The organism is Porticoccus hydrocarbonoclasticus MCTG13d, assembly GCF_000744735.1.
In the GTDB taxonomy this organism is placed as follows: domain Bacteria; phylum Pseudomonadota; class Gammaproteobacteria; order Pseudomonadales; family Porticoccaceae; genus Porticoccus; species Porticoccus hydrocarbonoclasticus.
Genome location: NZ_JQMM01000001.1, coordinates 589356 through 603583 on the forward strand (window position 1 = coordinate 589356; position 14228 = coordinate 603583).

17 protein-coding genes are annotated in these 14228 nt (G+C 49.7%); 14 read left to right on the top strand and 3 right to left on the bottom strand.

Annotated features, from left to right (window positions below; translation table 11 throughout):
• Positions 1-3 precede the first annotated feature (3 nt).
• From yidD to rpmH, 3 genes are read right to left on the bottom strand one after another with little or no spacing between them, the layout of a single operon-like run.
• Positions 4-234, bottom strand: a complete 231-nt coding sequence (gene yidD / locus U740_RS02875) for a membrane protein insertion efficiency factor YidD (RefSeq protein ID WP_036858820.1) — start codon at positions 232-234, stop codon at positions 4-6.
• A gap of 2 nt (positions 235-236) precedes the next feature.
• Positions 237-602: a ribonuclease P protein component gene (gene rnpA / locus U740_RS02880; RefSeq protein ID WP_036858821.1), complete on the bottom strand. Its 366-nt coding sequence runs from the start codon at positions 600-602 to the stop codon at positions 237-239.
• A gap of 26 nt (positions 603-628) precedes the next feature.
• Positions 629-763, bottom strand: coding sequence for a 50S ribosomal protein L34 (rpmH, locus tag U740_RS12100; protein ID WP_036858822.1), 135 nt, complete (start codon positions 761-763; stop codon positions 629-631).
• Positions 764-1349: 586 nt separating this feature from the next.
• Here rpmH and mnmG point away from each other — a divergent pair.
• The 14 genes from mnmG (at position 1350) to glmU (ending at position 14227) form a co-directional block, all read left to right on the top strand.
• Entirely contained in the window at positions 1350-3242 is a 1893-nt protein-coding gene (gene mnmG, locus U740_RS02890; RefSeq protein WP_036858824.1) for a tRNA uridine-5-carboxymethylaminomethyl(34) synthesis enzyme MnmG, read from the top strand.
• Complete coding sequence (rsmG, locus tag U740_RS02895; protein WP_036858826.1) at positions 3243-3869, top strand: 16S rRNA (guanine(527)-N(7))-methyltransferase RsmG; 627 nt, start codon at positions 3243-3245, stop codon at positions 3867-3869.
• A 10-nt stretch (positions 3870-3879) separates the two neighbouring features.
• A complete protein-coding gene (locus U740_RS02900; RefSeq protein ID WP_036861104.1) occupies positions 3880-4674 on the top strand; it encodes a ParA family protein in 795 nt (264 codons plus the stop codon).
• Positions 4675-4678: 4 nt separating this feature from the next.
• The gene (locus U740_RS02905) at positions 4679-5545 is read left to right on the top strand and encodes a ParB/RepB/Spo0J family partition protein (protein ID WP_036858827.1); all 867 of its coding nucleotides are present in this window, start codon (positions 4679-4681) and stop codon (positions 5543-5545) included.
• 168 nt (positions 5546-5713) lie between these two features.
• The gene (locus U740_RS02910; RefSeq protein WP_268745560.1) at positions 5714-6100 is read left to right on the top strand and encodes an ATP synthase subunit I; all 387 of its coding nucleotides are present in this window, start codon (positions 5714-5716) and stop codon (positions 6098-6100) included.
• Between the two features lie 24 nt (positions 6101-6124).
• Entirely contained in the window at positions 6125-6988 is an 864-nt protein-coding gene (gene atpB, locus U740_RS02915) for a F0F1 ATP synthase subunit A (protein ID WP_036858828.1), read from the top strand.
• A gap of 41 nt (positions 6989-7029) precedes the next feature.
• The gene (gene atpE / locus U740_RS02920; protein ID WP_036858829.1) at positions 7030-7260 is read left to right on the top strand and encodes a F0F1 ATP synthase subunit C; all 231 of its coding nucleotides are present in this window, start codon (positions 7030-7032) and stop codon (positions 7258-7260) included.
• 48 nt (positions 7261-7308) lie between these two features.
• Positions 7309-7779 carry a F0F1 ATP synthase subunit B gene (locus U740_RS02925; RefSeq protein ID WP_036858830.1) on the top strand — a complete coding sequence of 157 codons (471 nt, stop codon included), beginning with the start codon at positions 7309-7311 and terminating at the stop codon, positions 7777-7779.
• Positions 7780-7791: 12 nt separating this feature from the next.
• Positions 7792-8328, top strand: coding sequence for a F0F1 ATP synthase subunit delta (locus U740_RS02930; RefSeq protein WP_036858831.1), 537 nt, complete (start codon positions 7792-7794; stop codon positions 8326-8328).
• 18 nt (positions 8329-8346) lie between these two features.
• Positions 8347-9891 carry a F0F1 ATP synthase subunit alpha gene (atpA, locus tag U740_RS02935; protein WP_036858832.1) on the top strand — a complete coding sequence of 515 codons (1545 nt, stop codon included), beginning with the start codon at positions 8347-8349 and terminating at the stop codon, positions 9889-9891.
• A 50-nt stretch (positions 9892-9941) separates the two neighbouring features.
• Complete coding sequence (atpG, locus tag U740_RS02940) at positions 9942-10802, top strand: F0F1 ATP synthase subunit gamma (protein WP_036858833.1); 861 nt, start codon at positions 9942-9944, stop codon at positions 10800-10802.
• Between the two features lie 38 nt (positions 10803-10840).
• Positions 10841-12241, top strand: coding sequence for a F0F1 ATP synthase subunit beta (gene atpD, locus U740_RS02945; RefSeq protein WP_036858835.1), 1401 nt, complete (start codon positions 10841-10843; stop codon positions 12239-12241).
• Positions 12242-12264: 23 nt separating this feature from the next.
• On the top strand, positions 12265-12696 hold the full coding sequence (locus U740_RS02950; protein WP_036858836.1) for a F0F1 ATP synthase subunit epsilon: 432 nt from the start codon (positions 12265-12267) through the stop codon (positions 12694-12696).
• A 151-nt stretch (positions 12697-12847) separates the two neighbouring features.
• Positions 12848-14227: a bifunctional UDP-N-acetylglucosamine diphosphorylase/glucosamine-1-phosphate N-acetyltransferase GlmU gene (gene glmU / locus U740_RS02955; protein ID WP_036858838.1), complete on the top strand. Its 1380-nt coding sequence runs from the start codon at positions 12848-12850 to the stop codon at positions 14225-14227.
• Position 14228: the final 1 nt, after the last annotated feature.

Sequence of the window (14228 nt, forward strand, 5' to 3'; positions counted from 1 at the left end):
CATTTAACTCTTTTCTTTTTCAGATTGCGGTACGGGATCATAGCCACCCGCATGAAAGGGGTGACACTTTAACAGACGCTGAAACCCAAGGTAGACCCCCTTTGAAATACCATGCACTTTGATGGCCTCTTCTGCATAGCAGGAACAACTGGGATAAAATCGACAGTTTTTTCCCAACAGAGGGCTTATCAGGTACTGATAGCCCTTCAGCATAGCCAACAATAATGAACGCATGATTACTGTTCTGCCTGAAGCTTTCGTGATAACCGACGCCAGCTGTTTTCCAGCAGGTCGGTTTGTTCCCTGGGTGTCAAACGATCCATACCCTGACGTGCCAGAAATACGATATCAAGGGAGTCAAGGAGGCTTTGAGAGTGACGAAAGGTTTCACGAACAACTCGCTTTACACGATTGCGATCTACTGATCGACGAATGTTTTTTTTTGCTACCACGAGACCGAGACGTGGCTGGCAAAGCCCGTTGGGCTTGGCCAGCAATAAAAGGTTGGGATGTGCTACTTTGTAACAGGTATCAGAAAAAACAGCCTGGTAAGCCCGGGCTGTTAATAGACGCTTGTTTCTGCCAAAAGAACTCTCGGGCACAGGACTGCCCTGGTCGAGGGTAACAATCAGGCGGCCAGACGCTTCCGGCCCTTGGCCCGGCGACGGTTTATTAGCTGGCGACCATTTTTTGTTGCCATGCGTGCACGAAATCCGTGGGTACGCTTGCGCTTTAATACACTGGGCTGGAATGTTCTTTTCATGGCGTACTTCCTTAAGCTGGCCTGTTACCTTCAAAGGGCGGGGGATTTTAAAGAATATCCGGTGCCAGATCAATCAAAGATCTTTACCCGCAAGCAAATAACCCAGAAGTAAACTTACCCACAGGCTGACCAGTGGTTCAAACCCGGTTATCCACATCTGTGTTAAAACTGTGGGTAACTCACGGGAAAATTAGGTGGATTACCTATGAACGGAATTGTGGATAACTCATTATAAATAACGCCTGTGCACAACTGGCATCTTCACCCACAGGTTACACAAAGCAAAGGGGTCCTCTAAAAGCAACTTACTAAGTGTTTTTAATAGACTGTAAGTTATTGATAATAAAATAATATTCGAATATAACCACAGATTAACCATTGTATATATATAACTACTATTTATTAATATCTATATAAAGAATATATATTTGATCTATTTTTATAATTGCCTGATGTTCGACTGAACACAGACCCTGAAGCGGGGGAAACTGTGTGGAGTATGGAAACAACGAAACGGTTAATTTATAGGCAATTTACTTTATACTCCCCGCCCTTGCTTAAAAAACCAGAGAATAGTCTTTTGCCCATGTATTACCCGGAAAAGTTCGATGTCATTGTTATTGGTGGCGGCCATGCTGGTACCGAAGCCAGCCTGGCTGCGGCTCGAATGGGCTGTAAGACTCTTTTGCTCACACATAACATTGAAACATTAGGACAGATGTCCTGTAACCCGGCGATTGGGGGGATCGGCAAAAGTCACCTGGTAAAGGAGGTAGATGCCCTGGGTGGTGTCATGGCCCGTGCAACGGATCTCAGCGGTATTCAGTTCCGAACGCTCAATGCCCGAAAAGGTCCCGCTGTCAGGGCAACCAGAGCCCAGGCAGACCGTATTTTATACAAGGCAGCTGTCCGACAGGTTCTGGAGAACCAGCCCAATTTGTGGATTTTCCAGCAGGCAGCTGAAGATCTGACTATGTCCGGCACCCGGGTGAGTGGTGTGGTGACGCAGATGGGGTTGCGTTTTGAGGCGAAAACCCTTGTTTTGACAGCGGGCACTTTCCTTGCCGGGAAAATTCATATCGGGCTGGAAAACTATGCCGGAGGGCGGGCTGGGGATCCTCCTGCAATGGGGTTGGCGGCAAAGCTCCGGGAATTACCCCTGCGGGTCGACCGGTTAAAGACCGGCACGCCGCCAAGAATCGATGCGCGAAGCGTCAATCTTGAGGGGCTGCAGGTCCAGTGGGGCGATACGCCGGAGCCTGTCATGTCATTTCTCGGGGATACCTCCCAGCACCCGCAGCAAACCTGTTGTTACATTACCTACACCAACGAGCGCACCCATGAAATTATTCGTGGTGGAATGGATCGCTCACCGATGTATACCGGTTTAATTGAGGGTGTTGGCCCCCGGTACTGCCCTTCCATCGAAGACAAGGTAGTCCGTTTTGCCGACAAGCAAAGTCATCAGATATTCATCGAACCAGAGGGGCTGACAACCCATGAGCTCTACCCCAATGGTATTTCAACCAGTCTGCCTTTTGATGTCCAGATGGAGCTGGTTCGCTCAATAGCCGGCTTTGAAAACGCGCATATAACCCGACCTGGTTATGCCATTGAGTACGACTATTTCAATCCGCAGGATTTGCAGTACTCACTGGAGAGCAAACATATTGACGGGTTATTCTTTGCTGGACAGATTAACGGTACGACGGGTTATGAAGAAGCTGCCGCTCAGGGCTTACTGGCTGGTTTGAATGCCGGCCTACAGAGTCGCGAAATGGCGCCATGGTGTCCCCGACGCGATGAAGCCTACATTGGCGTGTTGGTCGATGACCTGATCACCATGGGGACGCACGAACCCTACCGGATGTTTACCAGTCGCGCTGAATACCGACTGTTGTTGCGGCAGGACAATGCGGACATGCGGCTCACCGAAAAAGGGCGGGAGTTGGGATTGGTTGATGATCAGCGCTGGCAGCGCTTCTGTGAAAAAAGTGAAGCGGTAGCACAGGAGCAGCAGCGATTGAAGAGTTGCTGGATCCAGCCAGGCAGCCCCCAGGCAGCAATGATTGCAAAAAAAACCGGCTCTGTGCCAATGCATGAATACAGTCTTTTCGAGCTATTGAAACGGCCGGAACTGCATTACGACGATATTCAATCACTGGAGAAAGCGCCATTGCACATTGCCGGGGAGGTGGCGGAACAGGTAGAAATAGATGCCAAGTATGCCGGTTATATCGCACGCCAGCAGGAAGAAATTGCTCGCATGCAGCGCCAGGAAAATACCCCGATACCTGCCGATTTTGACTTCAGTGCAGTCAAGGGGTTGTCCAATGAGGTGAAACAGAAACTGATGGTGGCGCGCCCGGATACCCTGTCGAGGGCTTCGCGCATACCGGGTGTTACACCAGCGGCAATATCCCTGCTACTGATCTATCTCAAGCGAAAATCCATGGTTGAAAAGAAGATCGCTTCCTAGATGCCGGGTCGGGAACAAATACTTCGGGATGGGCTGGAAACTCTGGGTTTACCCCTGGCGGATGAGCAGATCCATACACTTTTTGCATACCTGGCGTTATTACAACAATGGAATCACGCTTATAATTTGACCGCGATCCGCGACCCCGTAATGATGGTTACCCATCATTTACTGGATAGCCTCAGTATAGCGACGCGAGTAAAGGGAATGCGTATCATTGATGTGGGGACAGGTCCGGGTTTGCCCGGTATACCGCTCGCAATTTGCTTCCCGGAACGCCAGTTCACTCTGCTCGATAGCAATGGCAAGAAAACCCGCTTTCTCTTTCAGGTAAAAACCACGCTCGGTTTGGGCAATGTGCAGCAACTGCAGTCTCGAGCAGAAGCCTATCGCCCGGAACAACCCTTCGATGCCGTCATCAGTCGTGCATTTACCAGTCTGGCAGTTATGACCGAGACTTGTGAGCACCTGTTATCAAAGCATGGGCGTTTCTATGCCATGAAAGGGCAATTTCCAGAGCAGGAGTTGAGCGAGCTTCCAAAACACTATAATGTCGTCGACACACACCGGCTTGTTGTTCCCGGTATTGAAGGTCATCGGCACCTGATAGAAATTGCGCCCGCCTGAGGACATTGCTTTGAGTCAAACATTTGCCATTGCCAACCAGAAGGGTGGCGTGGGGAAAACCACCACCAGTGTAAATCTGGCGGCCTCATTGGCCAGCTACAACAAGCGTATCCTGCTGGTGGATATGGATCCCCAGGGTAATGCCACCATGGGCTGCGGTATCGAAAAAAGTCAGCTGAAAATAACCATCCTTGATGTGCTGACCGGCGACATCAAAACAGAAGATGCACTGCAGCGCTGTGAGACAGGCAACTTTGATCTGTTACCAGCCAATGGTGATCTCACAGCAGCCGAAGTGGAATTGCTTCGAGTGAACAATAAAGAGAGCCGGTTGCGGCATGCACTGGCCAGAGTGAAAAGCAGTTACGATTACATCGTCATCGATTGTCCCCCATCACTCAGTATGTTGACAGTTAACTCGCTGGTGGCCTGTGATGGTGTCATCATACCCATGCAGTGTGAATACTATGCCCTGGAGGGATTATCGGCGTTGATGACGACGATCGGGAGGATAGGGAAATTCCTCAATCCAAAACTGCAGGTTGAGGGTATCCTGCGGACCATGTACGACCCCAGAAATAGTTTGACCAACGAGGTTACCGCGCAGTTGCGAAGGCACTTTGGCGACAAAATCTACCGTATCGCCATCCCGCGCAATGTCCGACTGGCTGAAGCACCCAGCTACGGCCAGCCGGCTCTCAGTTATGACAAACATTCCAAAGGTGCACTTGCTTACCTAGGACTGGCAGGGGAAATCATTCGCAGAGGCAAATCGGCGAGAGTACAGATTGACAGAGCAGGTTAACGTTATGGTCAGAAGAAAAGGTTTGGGGCGGGGCCTGGATGCACTGTTAGGTGTTGAGGGTGACGAGGAGGCTTCAACTTCTCAGCACGTGCCGGAAGGCGATCACCTGAGAGAATTACCCCTGGAGTTTATGACTCGTGGCAAATATCAGCCACGTCGAGATATGCACCCTGAAGCACTGGAGGAGCTTGCCAATTCCATTCGTGCGCAGGGGGTTATGCAACCCATTGTAGTGCGAGCCATTGGTGCCGACAGCTATGAGATCATTGCCGGAGAGCGCCGCTGGAGAGCGGCCCAACAGGTTGGCCTGGATACCATACCCGCGCTGATCAGGAATGTATCAGACGAAGCTGCCATTGCGATGGCGTTGATTGAAAATATTCAACGTGAAGATCTCAATGCAATGGAGGAGGCCCAGGCACTCACTCGTTTGCAACAGGAGTTTGGTCTCACCCAGCAACAGGTGTCGGATGCGGTTGGCAAACCTCGCAGTACAGTAGCGAACATCATGCGCCTGATGAGTCTCGAGGAAGATGTACAAAAACTGCTTGAGCACGGTGACCTTGAGGCCGGCCATGCCAAGGCCCTGCTTGGATTGTCGGGTCTCATGCAGGCTGAGGTGGCCAGAACGGCCGTGGTAAAAGGCTTGACTGTCCGGCAAACGGAAGCATTGGTGAGAAAAATGCTCCAACCGCCAGCCGAGAAAGAGAAACAAAAAGAAAATAGTGATATCAGAGTGTTGCAGGACAAACTGTCAGAGCAAATCGGTGTCCCCGTACTGATTGAACATTCAGCCAAAGGTAAGGGAAAACTAACCCTTAAATACAACAGTCTGGATGAACTGGAAGGCATTCTTGAACACATAAAATAAAGTCATGCTATAAGCGGCATCAATGGTGGCTATTTATTCCACAGCCCGCCAAAACTTACTTCGATGGCAAAGTTTAGTTGAATCTGCAACTTGTACTACCTATAATTGCCGCCCGTTTGGGTTGGCAAAATTGTCAGCTCGAACGAAAAGCACGGATGGGGGGAGGTAGTGAAAAAGGCTACCATTAAATCTCCGCCGGTAGCTCGAATAGCGCTGGTTCAACTGATGGTTTTATTGGTTGTGGCGTTGGCCTTACTACCGGTTGATAGAGTACTGTGCTGGTCCTTGCTGATTGGTGGGGTAATTCAGATAGGCCCGCAAGCCTATTTTACCCGACAGACCTTTCGCTATATGGGAGCCAGGCAGACCCCGAGAATAATACGTGCCATATACAGGGGAGAGACGGGCAAGTTATTGCTCACGGTTGTGTTGTTTGGTCTGACATTTGGTTATGTCTCGCCAGTCAGTCTACCCGGCGTTTTTCTCGGTTATGGTGCCATGATAATTGTGCAGTGGTTTTGCGCGGCACGGATATTAAGTCAATCGAGCAATTAGACCTCGCTGGTTTGAGAGATAAAAATGGCAGGCGATACACAACAAACGGGAACAGAATACATCCAGCACCACCTGACCAATCTTACCTATGGTCAGCACCCGGAAAATGGCTGGAGTTTTGCTCACAACGCCCAGGAAGCCGCTGAAATGGGCTTCATGGCAGTTAATGTTGACAGCTTGGGCTGGTCATTTGGTCTGGGTGTTATCTTCCTACTTTTATTCCGCTGGGCAGCAAAACGTGCTACCACGGGTGTTCCATCCGGATGGCAAAATTTTGTCGAAATGATGGTGGAGTTTGTCGATGGGGTGGTGAAAGACAGCTTCCACGGCAGAAACCCCTGGATAGCTCCGATGGCCCTGACCATATTTGTCTGGGTTTTTCTGATGAACCTGATGGACCTGGTGCCGGTGGATGTGATTCCCTGGCTAATGCTTCAGGCGGGTGTGCATTTCCAGAAAATCGTCCCCTCCACCGACCCGAATATTACACTTGGCATGGCGCTCGCCGTTTTCGGCATGATCATCTATTACAGTATCAAGGTAAAAGGTGTTGGTGGATTTCTGGGTGAGCTCACCCTGCAACCCTTCTCTGCCAAGAACCCTGTGGTTCAGGCTGTTTTTATTCCTATCAATCTGGCCCTTGAACTGGTGGGCCTGTTGGCCAAACCCTTCTCACTGGGCTTGCGGTTGTTCGGCAACATGTATGCCGGTGAAATGATCTTTATCCTTATTGCGATGATGTACAGCGCAGGTTGGGTATTGGGTACCTTTGGTGGCGCCTTGCAGTTGGGATGGGCAATATTCCATATTCTGATCATTACCCTGCAAGCATTTATATTTATGGTTTTGACCGTTGTGTACCTGAGCATGGCACACGAAGATCACTGATTTACTTTTAACTTTACTACTACAGTCATTAGGAGATAAAAATGGAACTCATCTTGGTTGCAGCCGCAATTATGGTTGGTTTTGGTGCCCTGGGTGCCGCAGTTGGTATGGGCTTGCTGGGAGGTAAACTCCTGGAAGGTACTGCTCGTCAACCGGAGCTGGGTCCGATGCTGCAAGGTAAAATGTTCCTTCTGGCAGGCCTGATTGATGCGATCCCGATGATCGGTGTGGGTATCGGTATGTACCTGATCTTTGCGGTTTATGCCGGTTAAGCAACAACAACCCGATTCTTTTTTTAACCCTAGGAACGAGGTGTTGGCGTGAATATTAACCTGACCCTATTCGGGCAGCTGGTTTCTTTTCTGTTCTTTGTGTGGTTCTGCAAAAAATTTGTATGGACAGCCATTATCAATGCAATGGAAGAACGGCAGAAGAAAATAGCCGATGGCTTGGATGCAGCAGATCGCGCATCGCGCGATCTGGAGCTGGCCCAAGAAAGAGCCACCGAACGGCTCAAGGAAGCCAAGCAAGAAGCGGCATCCATACTTGAGCAAGCAAATAAGCGTGCTAACCAGATAGTCGGTGAAGCCAAGGAGCAGGCCCGGGCCGAAGGTGATCGTCTCAAAGCAGCAGCTCAGGCAGAAATCGAACAGGACGTTAACCGCGCGAAAGAAGAGCTTCGCAAAAGGGTTGCCGTACTTGCTTTGGCTGGTGCTGAAAAAATCTTGCAGGCAAATATCGATGAAAGTGCAAACCGTGCACTGGTCGATAAACTTGCAGCAGAGCTGTAACCGAGGTTAAACATGGCTGAATTAAGCACGTTGGCTCGGCCCTATGCAAAAGCGGCTTTTGAATATGCTGCGGAAGCGGGAGATCTGCAAAACTGGTCAGATGGTCTTGCTGTAGCCGCCGCTGTAGCACAGCAAAATGTAGTAGAAAAACTGTTGAGCTCGCCGACATACACGGCAGCACAGCAGGCAGAAAAAGTAATCACTGTTTGTGGTGATGCCCTTTCTGGCAAGATGCTGAATTTTATTCGGGTTTTGGCAGACAATCATCGGCTCAAGCTGTTACCACAGATATATCAGCAATTTGAGATACTCAAGGCCAACCGCGAAAAAACCGTTGAGGTAAATGTCGTGTCAGCCATGGAAATCACTGCTGAGCAACAAGAAAAGCTGGCCAGTGCGCTCAGTGCGAAACTGGAACGCACCGTTAACATGCAGGTGTCCATCGACAGCACGCTGATAGGTGGTGCTGTGGTACGAGCTGGTGACACCGTCATAGACGGATCCATACGCGGGCGATTGTCAAAACTCGCCGAAGCATTACATTCATAGGATTGAGGACCAGAGCACATGCAGCAACTGAATCCATCCGAAATCAGTGAGATCATCAAAGAGCGTATCGATAGCCTTGATGTTTCTTCTGAGGCGCAAAACGAAGGCACGATCGTTTCGGTATCTGACGGTATTATTCGCATACACGGCCTTGCCGATGTGATGTACGGTGAGATGATTGAATTCGAAGGTGGCATCTACGGTATGGCTCTCAACTTGGAGAGAGACTCTGTCGGTGCTGTTATTCTGGGTGACTATCAAAGTCTGGCTGAAGGTCAGAAGGCTCGCTGCACCGGTCGTATTCTCGAAGTTCCGGTTGGGCCGGAGCTTGAAGGTCGTGTGCTTGACGCGCTCGGTAGCCCCATTGATGGCAAGGGCCCTCTCAACGCCAAGATGACCGATGCACTTGAAAAAGTGGCACCGGGTGTTATTGCCCGGCAATCGGTTGACCAACCTGTACAAATCGGTCTCAAGGCAATTGATGCGATGGTACCGATTGGCCGTGGTCAGCGGGAGTTGATTATTGGCGACCGCCAAATCGGCAAAACAGCAATTGCGGTAGATGCCATCATCAATCAGAAAGGTTCTGGCATTAAGTGTATTTACGTGGCGATTGGTCAAAAGGCCTCATCCGTCGCAGCCGTTGTGCGAAAGCTGGAAGAGCACGGCGCCATGGAACACACCATTGTGGTTGCAGCAACCGCATCTGATCCCGCGGCTATGCAATATCTGGCGCCCTTTGCCGGGTGTACTATGGGCGAGTATTACCGCGATCGTGGCCAGGACGCCTTGATTATTTATGACGATCTGACCAAGCAGGCCTGGGCCTATCGTCAGATTTCTTTGTTGTTGCGTCGTCCTCCGGGCCGGGAAGCCTACCCGGGCGATGTTTTCTACTTGCACTCCCGTTTGTTGGAACGTGCTGCTCGCGTTAACGCGGCGTATGTTGAAAAATTCACCAACGGAGAGGTCAAGGGTAAAACCGGTTCGCTGACTGCCCTGCCCGTGATTGAAACCCAGGCAGGTGACGTATCAGCCTTCGTTCCGACAAATGTGATTTCGATCACTGATGGGCAGATATTCCTCGAGGCCGACATGTTCAATGCCGGTATCCGCCCTGCCATGAACGCAGGTATCTCAGTATCACGGGTAGGTGGCTCGGCACAGACCAAGATCATTAAGAAATTGTCAGGTGGTATCCGTACAGCACTTGCTCAATACCGTGAACTAGCGGCTTTCTCTCAGTTTGCCTCTGACCTGGATGAAGCTACCAAGTCTCAGCTTGATCACGGTGAGCGTGTTACCGAGCTGATGAAGCAGGGCCAATACTCGCCACAAAGTGTGGCAGAAATGGCCGTGATGATTTATGCCGCTGACCGGGGTTATCTTAAAGAAGTCGAAGTCAACAAGATTGGTGATTTTGAGCAGGCGTTGCTTTCCTATATGAAAGCGGAACACGGTGACCTGCTTGATCAGATTAATCAGACCGGTGACTGGAACGACGACCTTGATGCCAGTTACAAGGCAGCGCTGGATAAGTTCATCAGCACTCAAACCTGGTAATTTCTGATTTGGGCTGACATTGTCGGCCCAAAATGGTGAAAGGCTAAATTATGGCAGTCGGAAAAGAAGTCAAAACCAAAATCAATAGTATCCGTAGCACACAGAAAATTACCAGTGCTATGGAGATGGTTGCTGCGAGTAAAATGCGGCGGGCCCAGGAACGTCGCGAGATAAGCAAGCCCTACGCTGACAGAATTCGTTCCGTCGTTGGTCATCTCGCGAATGCGAATGTTGAGTACAAACATCGCTACATGGAAGAGCGAGAAGTAAAACGGGTCGGCTTTATTATTGTTTCGACCGATCGGGGTCTGTGTGGTGGCCTGAATACCAACCTGTTCAAAGAAGTTATCAAGTCAATGAAGTCCTGGTCAAATGAAGGTGTCGAGATTGATCTCTGCGCTTTGGGTAACAAAGCAGCGGCTTTCTTTGGCAGTTACGGTGGCAATGTTGTTGCTACCGTTAAAGATTTGGGCGACCAGCCCTCTGCCAGTGATCTTATTGGGGGCGTAAAGGTGATGCTGGATGGCTACGACAAGGGAGCCATTGATCGCCTTTATCTGGTATCGAATGATTTCGTTAATACTATGACCCAAAAACCCGTGGTAGAGCAGCTGTTACCCCTACTGCCAATTGAAGACGATAAGATGAAGCATCACTGGGATTATATCTATGAGCCCGATGCCAAGGATCTCCTCGACGGACTTCTGATTCGGTATATCGAATCCCAGGTTTATCAGGGTGTGGTAGAGAACAAGGCCTGCGAACAGGCGGCGAGAATGATCGCCATGAAGAGCGCCACCGATAACGCGGGTGATTTGATCAACGAATTGCAGTTGCTTTACAACAAAGCACGCCAGGCGGCAATTACCCAGGAGCTGTCCGAGATCGTTAGTGGTGCAGCAGCCGTTTAATACAAGATTTTACAGCCTTAGTTTAAGAGGAATCAGACATGAGTAGCGGACGTATCGTACAAATTATTGGTGCGGTGATTGACGTGGAGTTCCCGCGTGATCAGGTACCCAACGTATATGACGCACTGTTAGTTGATAAGCAAGGTCTGACCCTGGAAGTCCAGCAGCAGCTTGGTGATGGCGTAGTGCGTACTATTGCCATGGGTTCTTCAGAGGGTTTGAGCCGGGGCCTTAGTGTCGGCAACACCAACGCACCGATCAGTGTACCAGTAGGTATTGCAACACTCGGACGCATCATGAATGTATTAGGTGATCCGATTGATGATTGTGGCCCCATTGGTGAAACTGAACGTGCTTCCATTCACCGTAAACCGCCTGCCTATGATGAACTGGCTGCGTCTACGGATCTGTTGGAAACCGGCATTAAAGTAATTGACTTGGTGTGTCCATTTGCCAAGGGCGGTAAAGTAGGTCTGTTCGGTGGTGCCGGTGTCGGTAAAACTGTGAACATGATGGAACTGATTAATAACATTGCCACCGAGCACTCCGGTCTGTCCGTGTTTGCCGGTGTTGGTGAGCGTACTCGGGAAGGTAACGATTTCTACTTTGAGATGCAGGAATCGAAAGTTGTTAACATCGAAACCCCCAGTGACTCCAAAGTGGCAATGGTTTACGGTCAGATGAACGAACCACCCGGTAACCGTCTTCGTGTGGCGCTGACTGGTCTCACCATGGCTGAAAAATTCCGTGATGAAGGTCGTGACGTACTTCTGTTTGTTGACAACATCTATCGTTACACGCTGGCGGGCACTGAAGTATCTGCGCTGCTTGGTCGTATGCCTTCTGCGGTTGGCTACCAGCCGACACTGGCAGAGGAAATGGGTGTTCTTCAGGAACGTATTACTTCAACCAAGGTTGGCTCCATTACTTCAGTACAGGCTGTCTATGTTCCTGCAGATGACTTGACGGATCCTTCCCCAGCCACCACATTTGCCCACCTTGACTCCACAGTTGTATTGAGTCGTGATATTGCAGCCAAGGGTATTTATCCTGCAGTAGATCCCTTGGATTCTACCTCCCGCCAGCTCGATCCGCTGGTTATTGGTCACGATCACTATGATACAGCCCGGGGTGTTCAGACAGTTCTGCAACGTTATAAAGAATTGAAGGACATCATTGCCATTCTTGGTATGGATGAGCTTTCAGAGGAAGACAAGCTGGTGGTCTCCCGTGCCAGAAAAATCGAGCGCTTCCTCTCGCAGCCTTTCCATGTGGCTGAGATCTTCACCGGCTCCCCTGGAAAATATGTTTCCTTGAAAGATACGATTGCTGGCTTTCAGGGGATTCTTAACGGCGACTATGACAACCTGCCCGAGCAAGCATTTTATATGGTAGGTACGATTGATGAAGCTGTTGAGAAAGCAGGGAAAATGAAGTAAACGATCAATATAGGCACTAAGATATGGCTATGACTGTGCACTGTGACATCGTAAGTGCCGAGCAGTACCTGTTCTCCGGATTGATAGAGCTTCTGGTCGCCAGTGGTTCACAGGGAGAACTGGGTATCACCTTTGGTCACGCGCCGCTGTTAACAGACCTAAAACCTGGCCCTGTCCGGATTGTTAAACAGAACGGTGAAGAAGAGATTTATTACCTGTCTGGTGGCTATCTGGAAGTCCAGCCCAACAAGGTATCTATTCTGGCTGATACTGCATTGCGAGCTGATGATCTCGATGAAGCCGCGGCACTGGAAGCCAAGAAACATGCTGAACAGGCTATGACCAATCAGAGCGGAGAATTTGATTATTCCCGCGCTGCTTCCCAGCTGGCTGCCGCTGCTGCTCAACTCCGCACCATTGAACAATTGCGTAAAAAAATGGGTGGAAAAAAATAACTCTTTTCTGAAATTTATAATGAAGGGTGGCTTTTGCCGCCCTTTTTTATGCGCGATTATTTCTCCGTGACAAGGGTCGATACAGATCCTTTCAAGGTGGTAATCCATAACTGATACTGATTAAATACTTTGATTTACCGAGGAGATATCTATGGCAACGGACGTCGTCGTACTGGCCGCAGGCAAAGGTACCAGAATGAAATCCAGTCTGCCAAAAGTTCTGCATTGTTTGGCCGGACGCCCCTTGCTGCAACATGTTGTCGATGCCGCGAACAGCCTGCAAACACCTAGAGTTATCATCGTTACTGGTCACGAGTCTGATAAGGTCAGATCGGAAATAAAAGGCACTGATTTGTGCTACGTTGAACAGCAACTGCAACTGGGTACGGCTCATGCTGTACAGCAGGCTCTCCCGCTTGTTCGCTGTGATGCCACCGTATTGATACTTTATGGCGATGTTCCGTTAATTCAGCCGGACACGATACAGGCGATGGTAGATCTGGCAGCTGACGGATCATTAGTGCTGTTAACTGCGGTACTGGATGACCCGTCCGGTTACGGGAGAATTATCAGAAATAGTGCGAAGGCAGTGACTGCGATTGTTGAACAAAAAGATGCGACCCCGGAACAGCTCGGCATTTGTGAGGTGAATACAGGCGTACTGGCGTTACCTGCGGCAAAATTAAAAAACTGGTTACCGGCAATCGATAACAACAATGCCCAGCAGGAGTACTATCTAACAGACATCATAGCGCTTGCTCACGAAGATAATTGCAAGATTAAAACCTCGCAACCCCTGTTCCCGCAAGAGATAGAGGGCGTGAATAATCGTAGTCAGTTGAGCCGACTGGAGCGTTACTATCAGCGGCAGTATTCAGAACGACTGATGATGGCAGGTATCACCATCGCCGACCCGGACAGACTGGATGTGAGGGGAAAACTGACTGCCGGCACAGACAATTTCATCGATATTAATGTGCTTTTCGAGGGTAACGTTGATTTGGGTAACAACATCCATATTGGCCCGAACTGTGTAATTATCGACAGTTGTATTGGCGACGGGGTCGAAATCAAGGCAAACAGCATTGTGGAAGGCAGCATGATTGGCCCGGGATGTGTCGTGGGACCGTTCGCGAGATTGAGAACGGGTACCGAGATGGCTGAAAATGCCAAAATAGGCAATTTTGTTGAAACAAAAAAATCTATCCTTGGAAAAGGCACAAAAATCAATCACCTTAGCTATGTGGGTGATGCTTCGCTGGGTGCTAATGTCAATGTTGGAGCCGGCACGATCACCTGCAACTACGATGGTGTAAACAAATATCAGACCGTCATTGGTGACAATGCATTTATTGGCTCAAACACCTCACTGGTAGCACCGGTTAATATTGGCAAGGATGCGACAGTAGGCGCGGGCTCTACCATTACATGTAATGTGGCCGATGATGAGCTGGGTTTGACCAGAGCGGAGCAACGGAATATTCAGGGCTGGAAGCGGCCGACAAAAAAGATACATCCCTCCAGTAATTAAC

What these genes read in the sequence shown, in the direction of transcription:
- yidD (WP_036858820.1), bottom strand. Translation starts at nt 234, where the DNA reads ATGCGTTCATTATTGTTGGCTATGCTGAAGGGCTATCAGTACCTGATA.
- rpmH (WP_036858822.1), bottom strand. Translation starts at nt 763, where the DNA reads ATGAAAAGAACATTCCAGCCCAGTGTATTAAAGCGCAAGCGTACCCAC.
- mnmG (WP_036858824.1), top strand. Translation starts at nt 1,350, where the DNA reads ATGTATTACCCGGAAAAGTTCGATGTCATTGTTATTGGTGGCGGCCAT.
- rsmG (WP_036858826.1), top strand. Translation starts at nt 3,243, where the DNA reads ATGCCGGGTCGGGAACAAATACTTCGGGATGGGCTGGAAACTCTGGGT.
- U740_RS02905 (WP_036858827.1), top strand. Translation starts at nt 4,679, where the DNA reads ATGGTCAGAAGAAAAGGTTTGGGGCGGGGCCTGGATGCACTGTTAGGT.
- atpB (WP_036858828.1), top strand. Translation starts at nt 6,125, where the DNA reads ATGGCAGGCGATACACAACAAACGGGAACAGAATACATCCAGCACCAC.
- atpE (WP_036858829.1), top strand. Translation starts at nt 7,030, where the DNA reads ATGGAACTCATCTTGGTTGCAGCCGCAATTATGGTTGGTTTTGGTGCC.
- U740_RS02930 (WP_036858831.1), top strand. Translation starts at nt 7,792, where the DNA reads ATGGCTGAATTAAGCACGTTGGCTCGGCCCTATGCAAAAGCGGCTTTT.
- atpA (WP_036858832.1), top strand. Translation starts at nt 8,347, where the DNA reads ATGCAGCAACTGAATCCATCCGAAATCAGTGAGATCATCAAAGAGCGT.
- atpG (WP_036858833.1), top strand. Translation starts at nt 9,942, where the DNA reads ATGGCAGTCGGAAAAGAAGTCAAAACCAAAATCAATAGTATCCGTAGC.
- atpD (WP_036858835.1), top strand. Translation starts at nt 10,841, where the DNA reads ATGAGTAGCGGACGTATCGTACAAATTATTGGTGCGGTGATTGACGTG.
- U740_RS02950 (WP_036858836.1), top strand. Translation starts at nt 12,265, where the DNA reads ATGGCTATGACTGTGCACTGTGACATCGTAAGTGCCGAGCAGTACCTG.
- glmU (WP_036858838.1), top strand. Translation starts at nt 12,848, where the DNA reads ATGGCAACGGACGTCGTCGTACTGGCCGCAGGCAAAGGTACCAGAATG.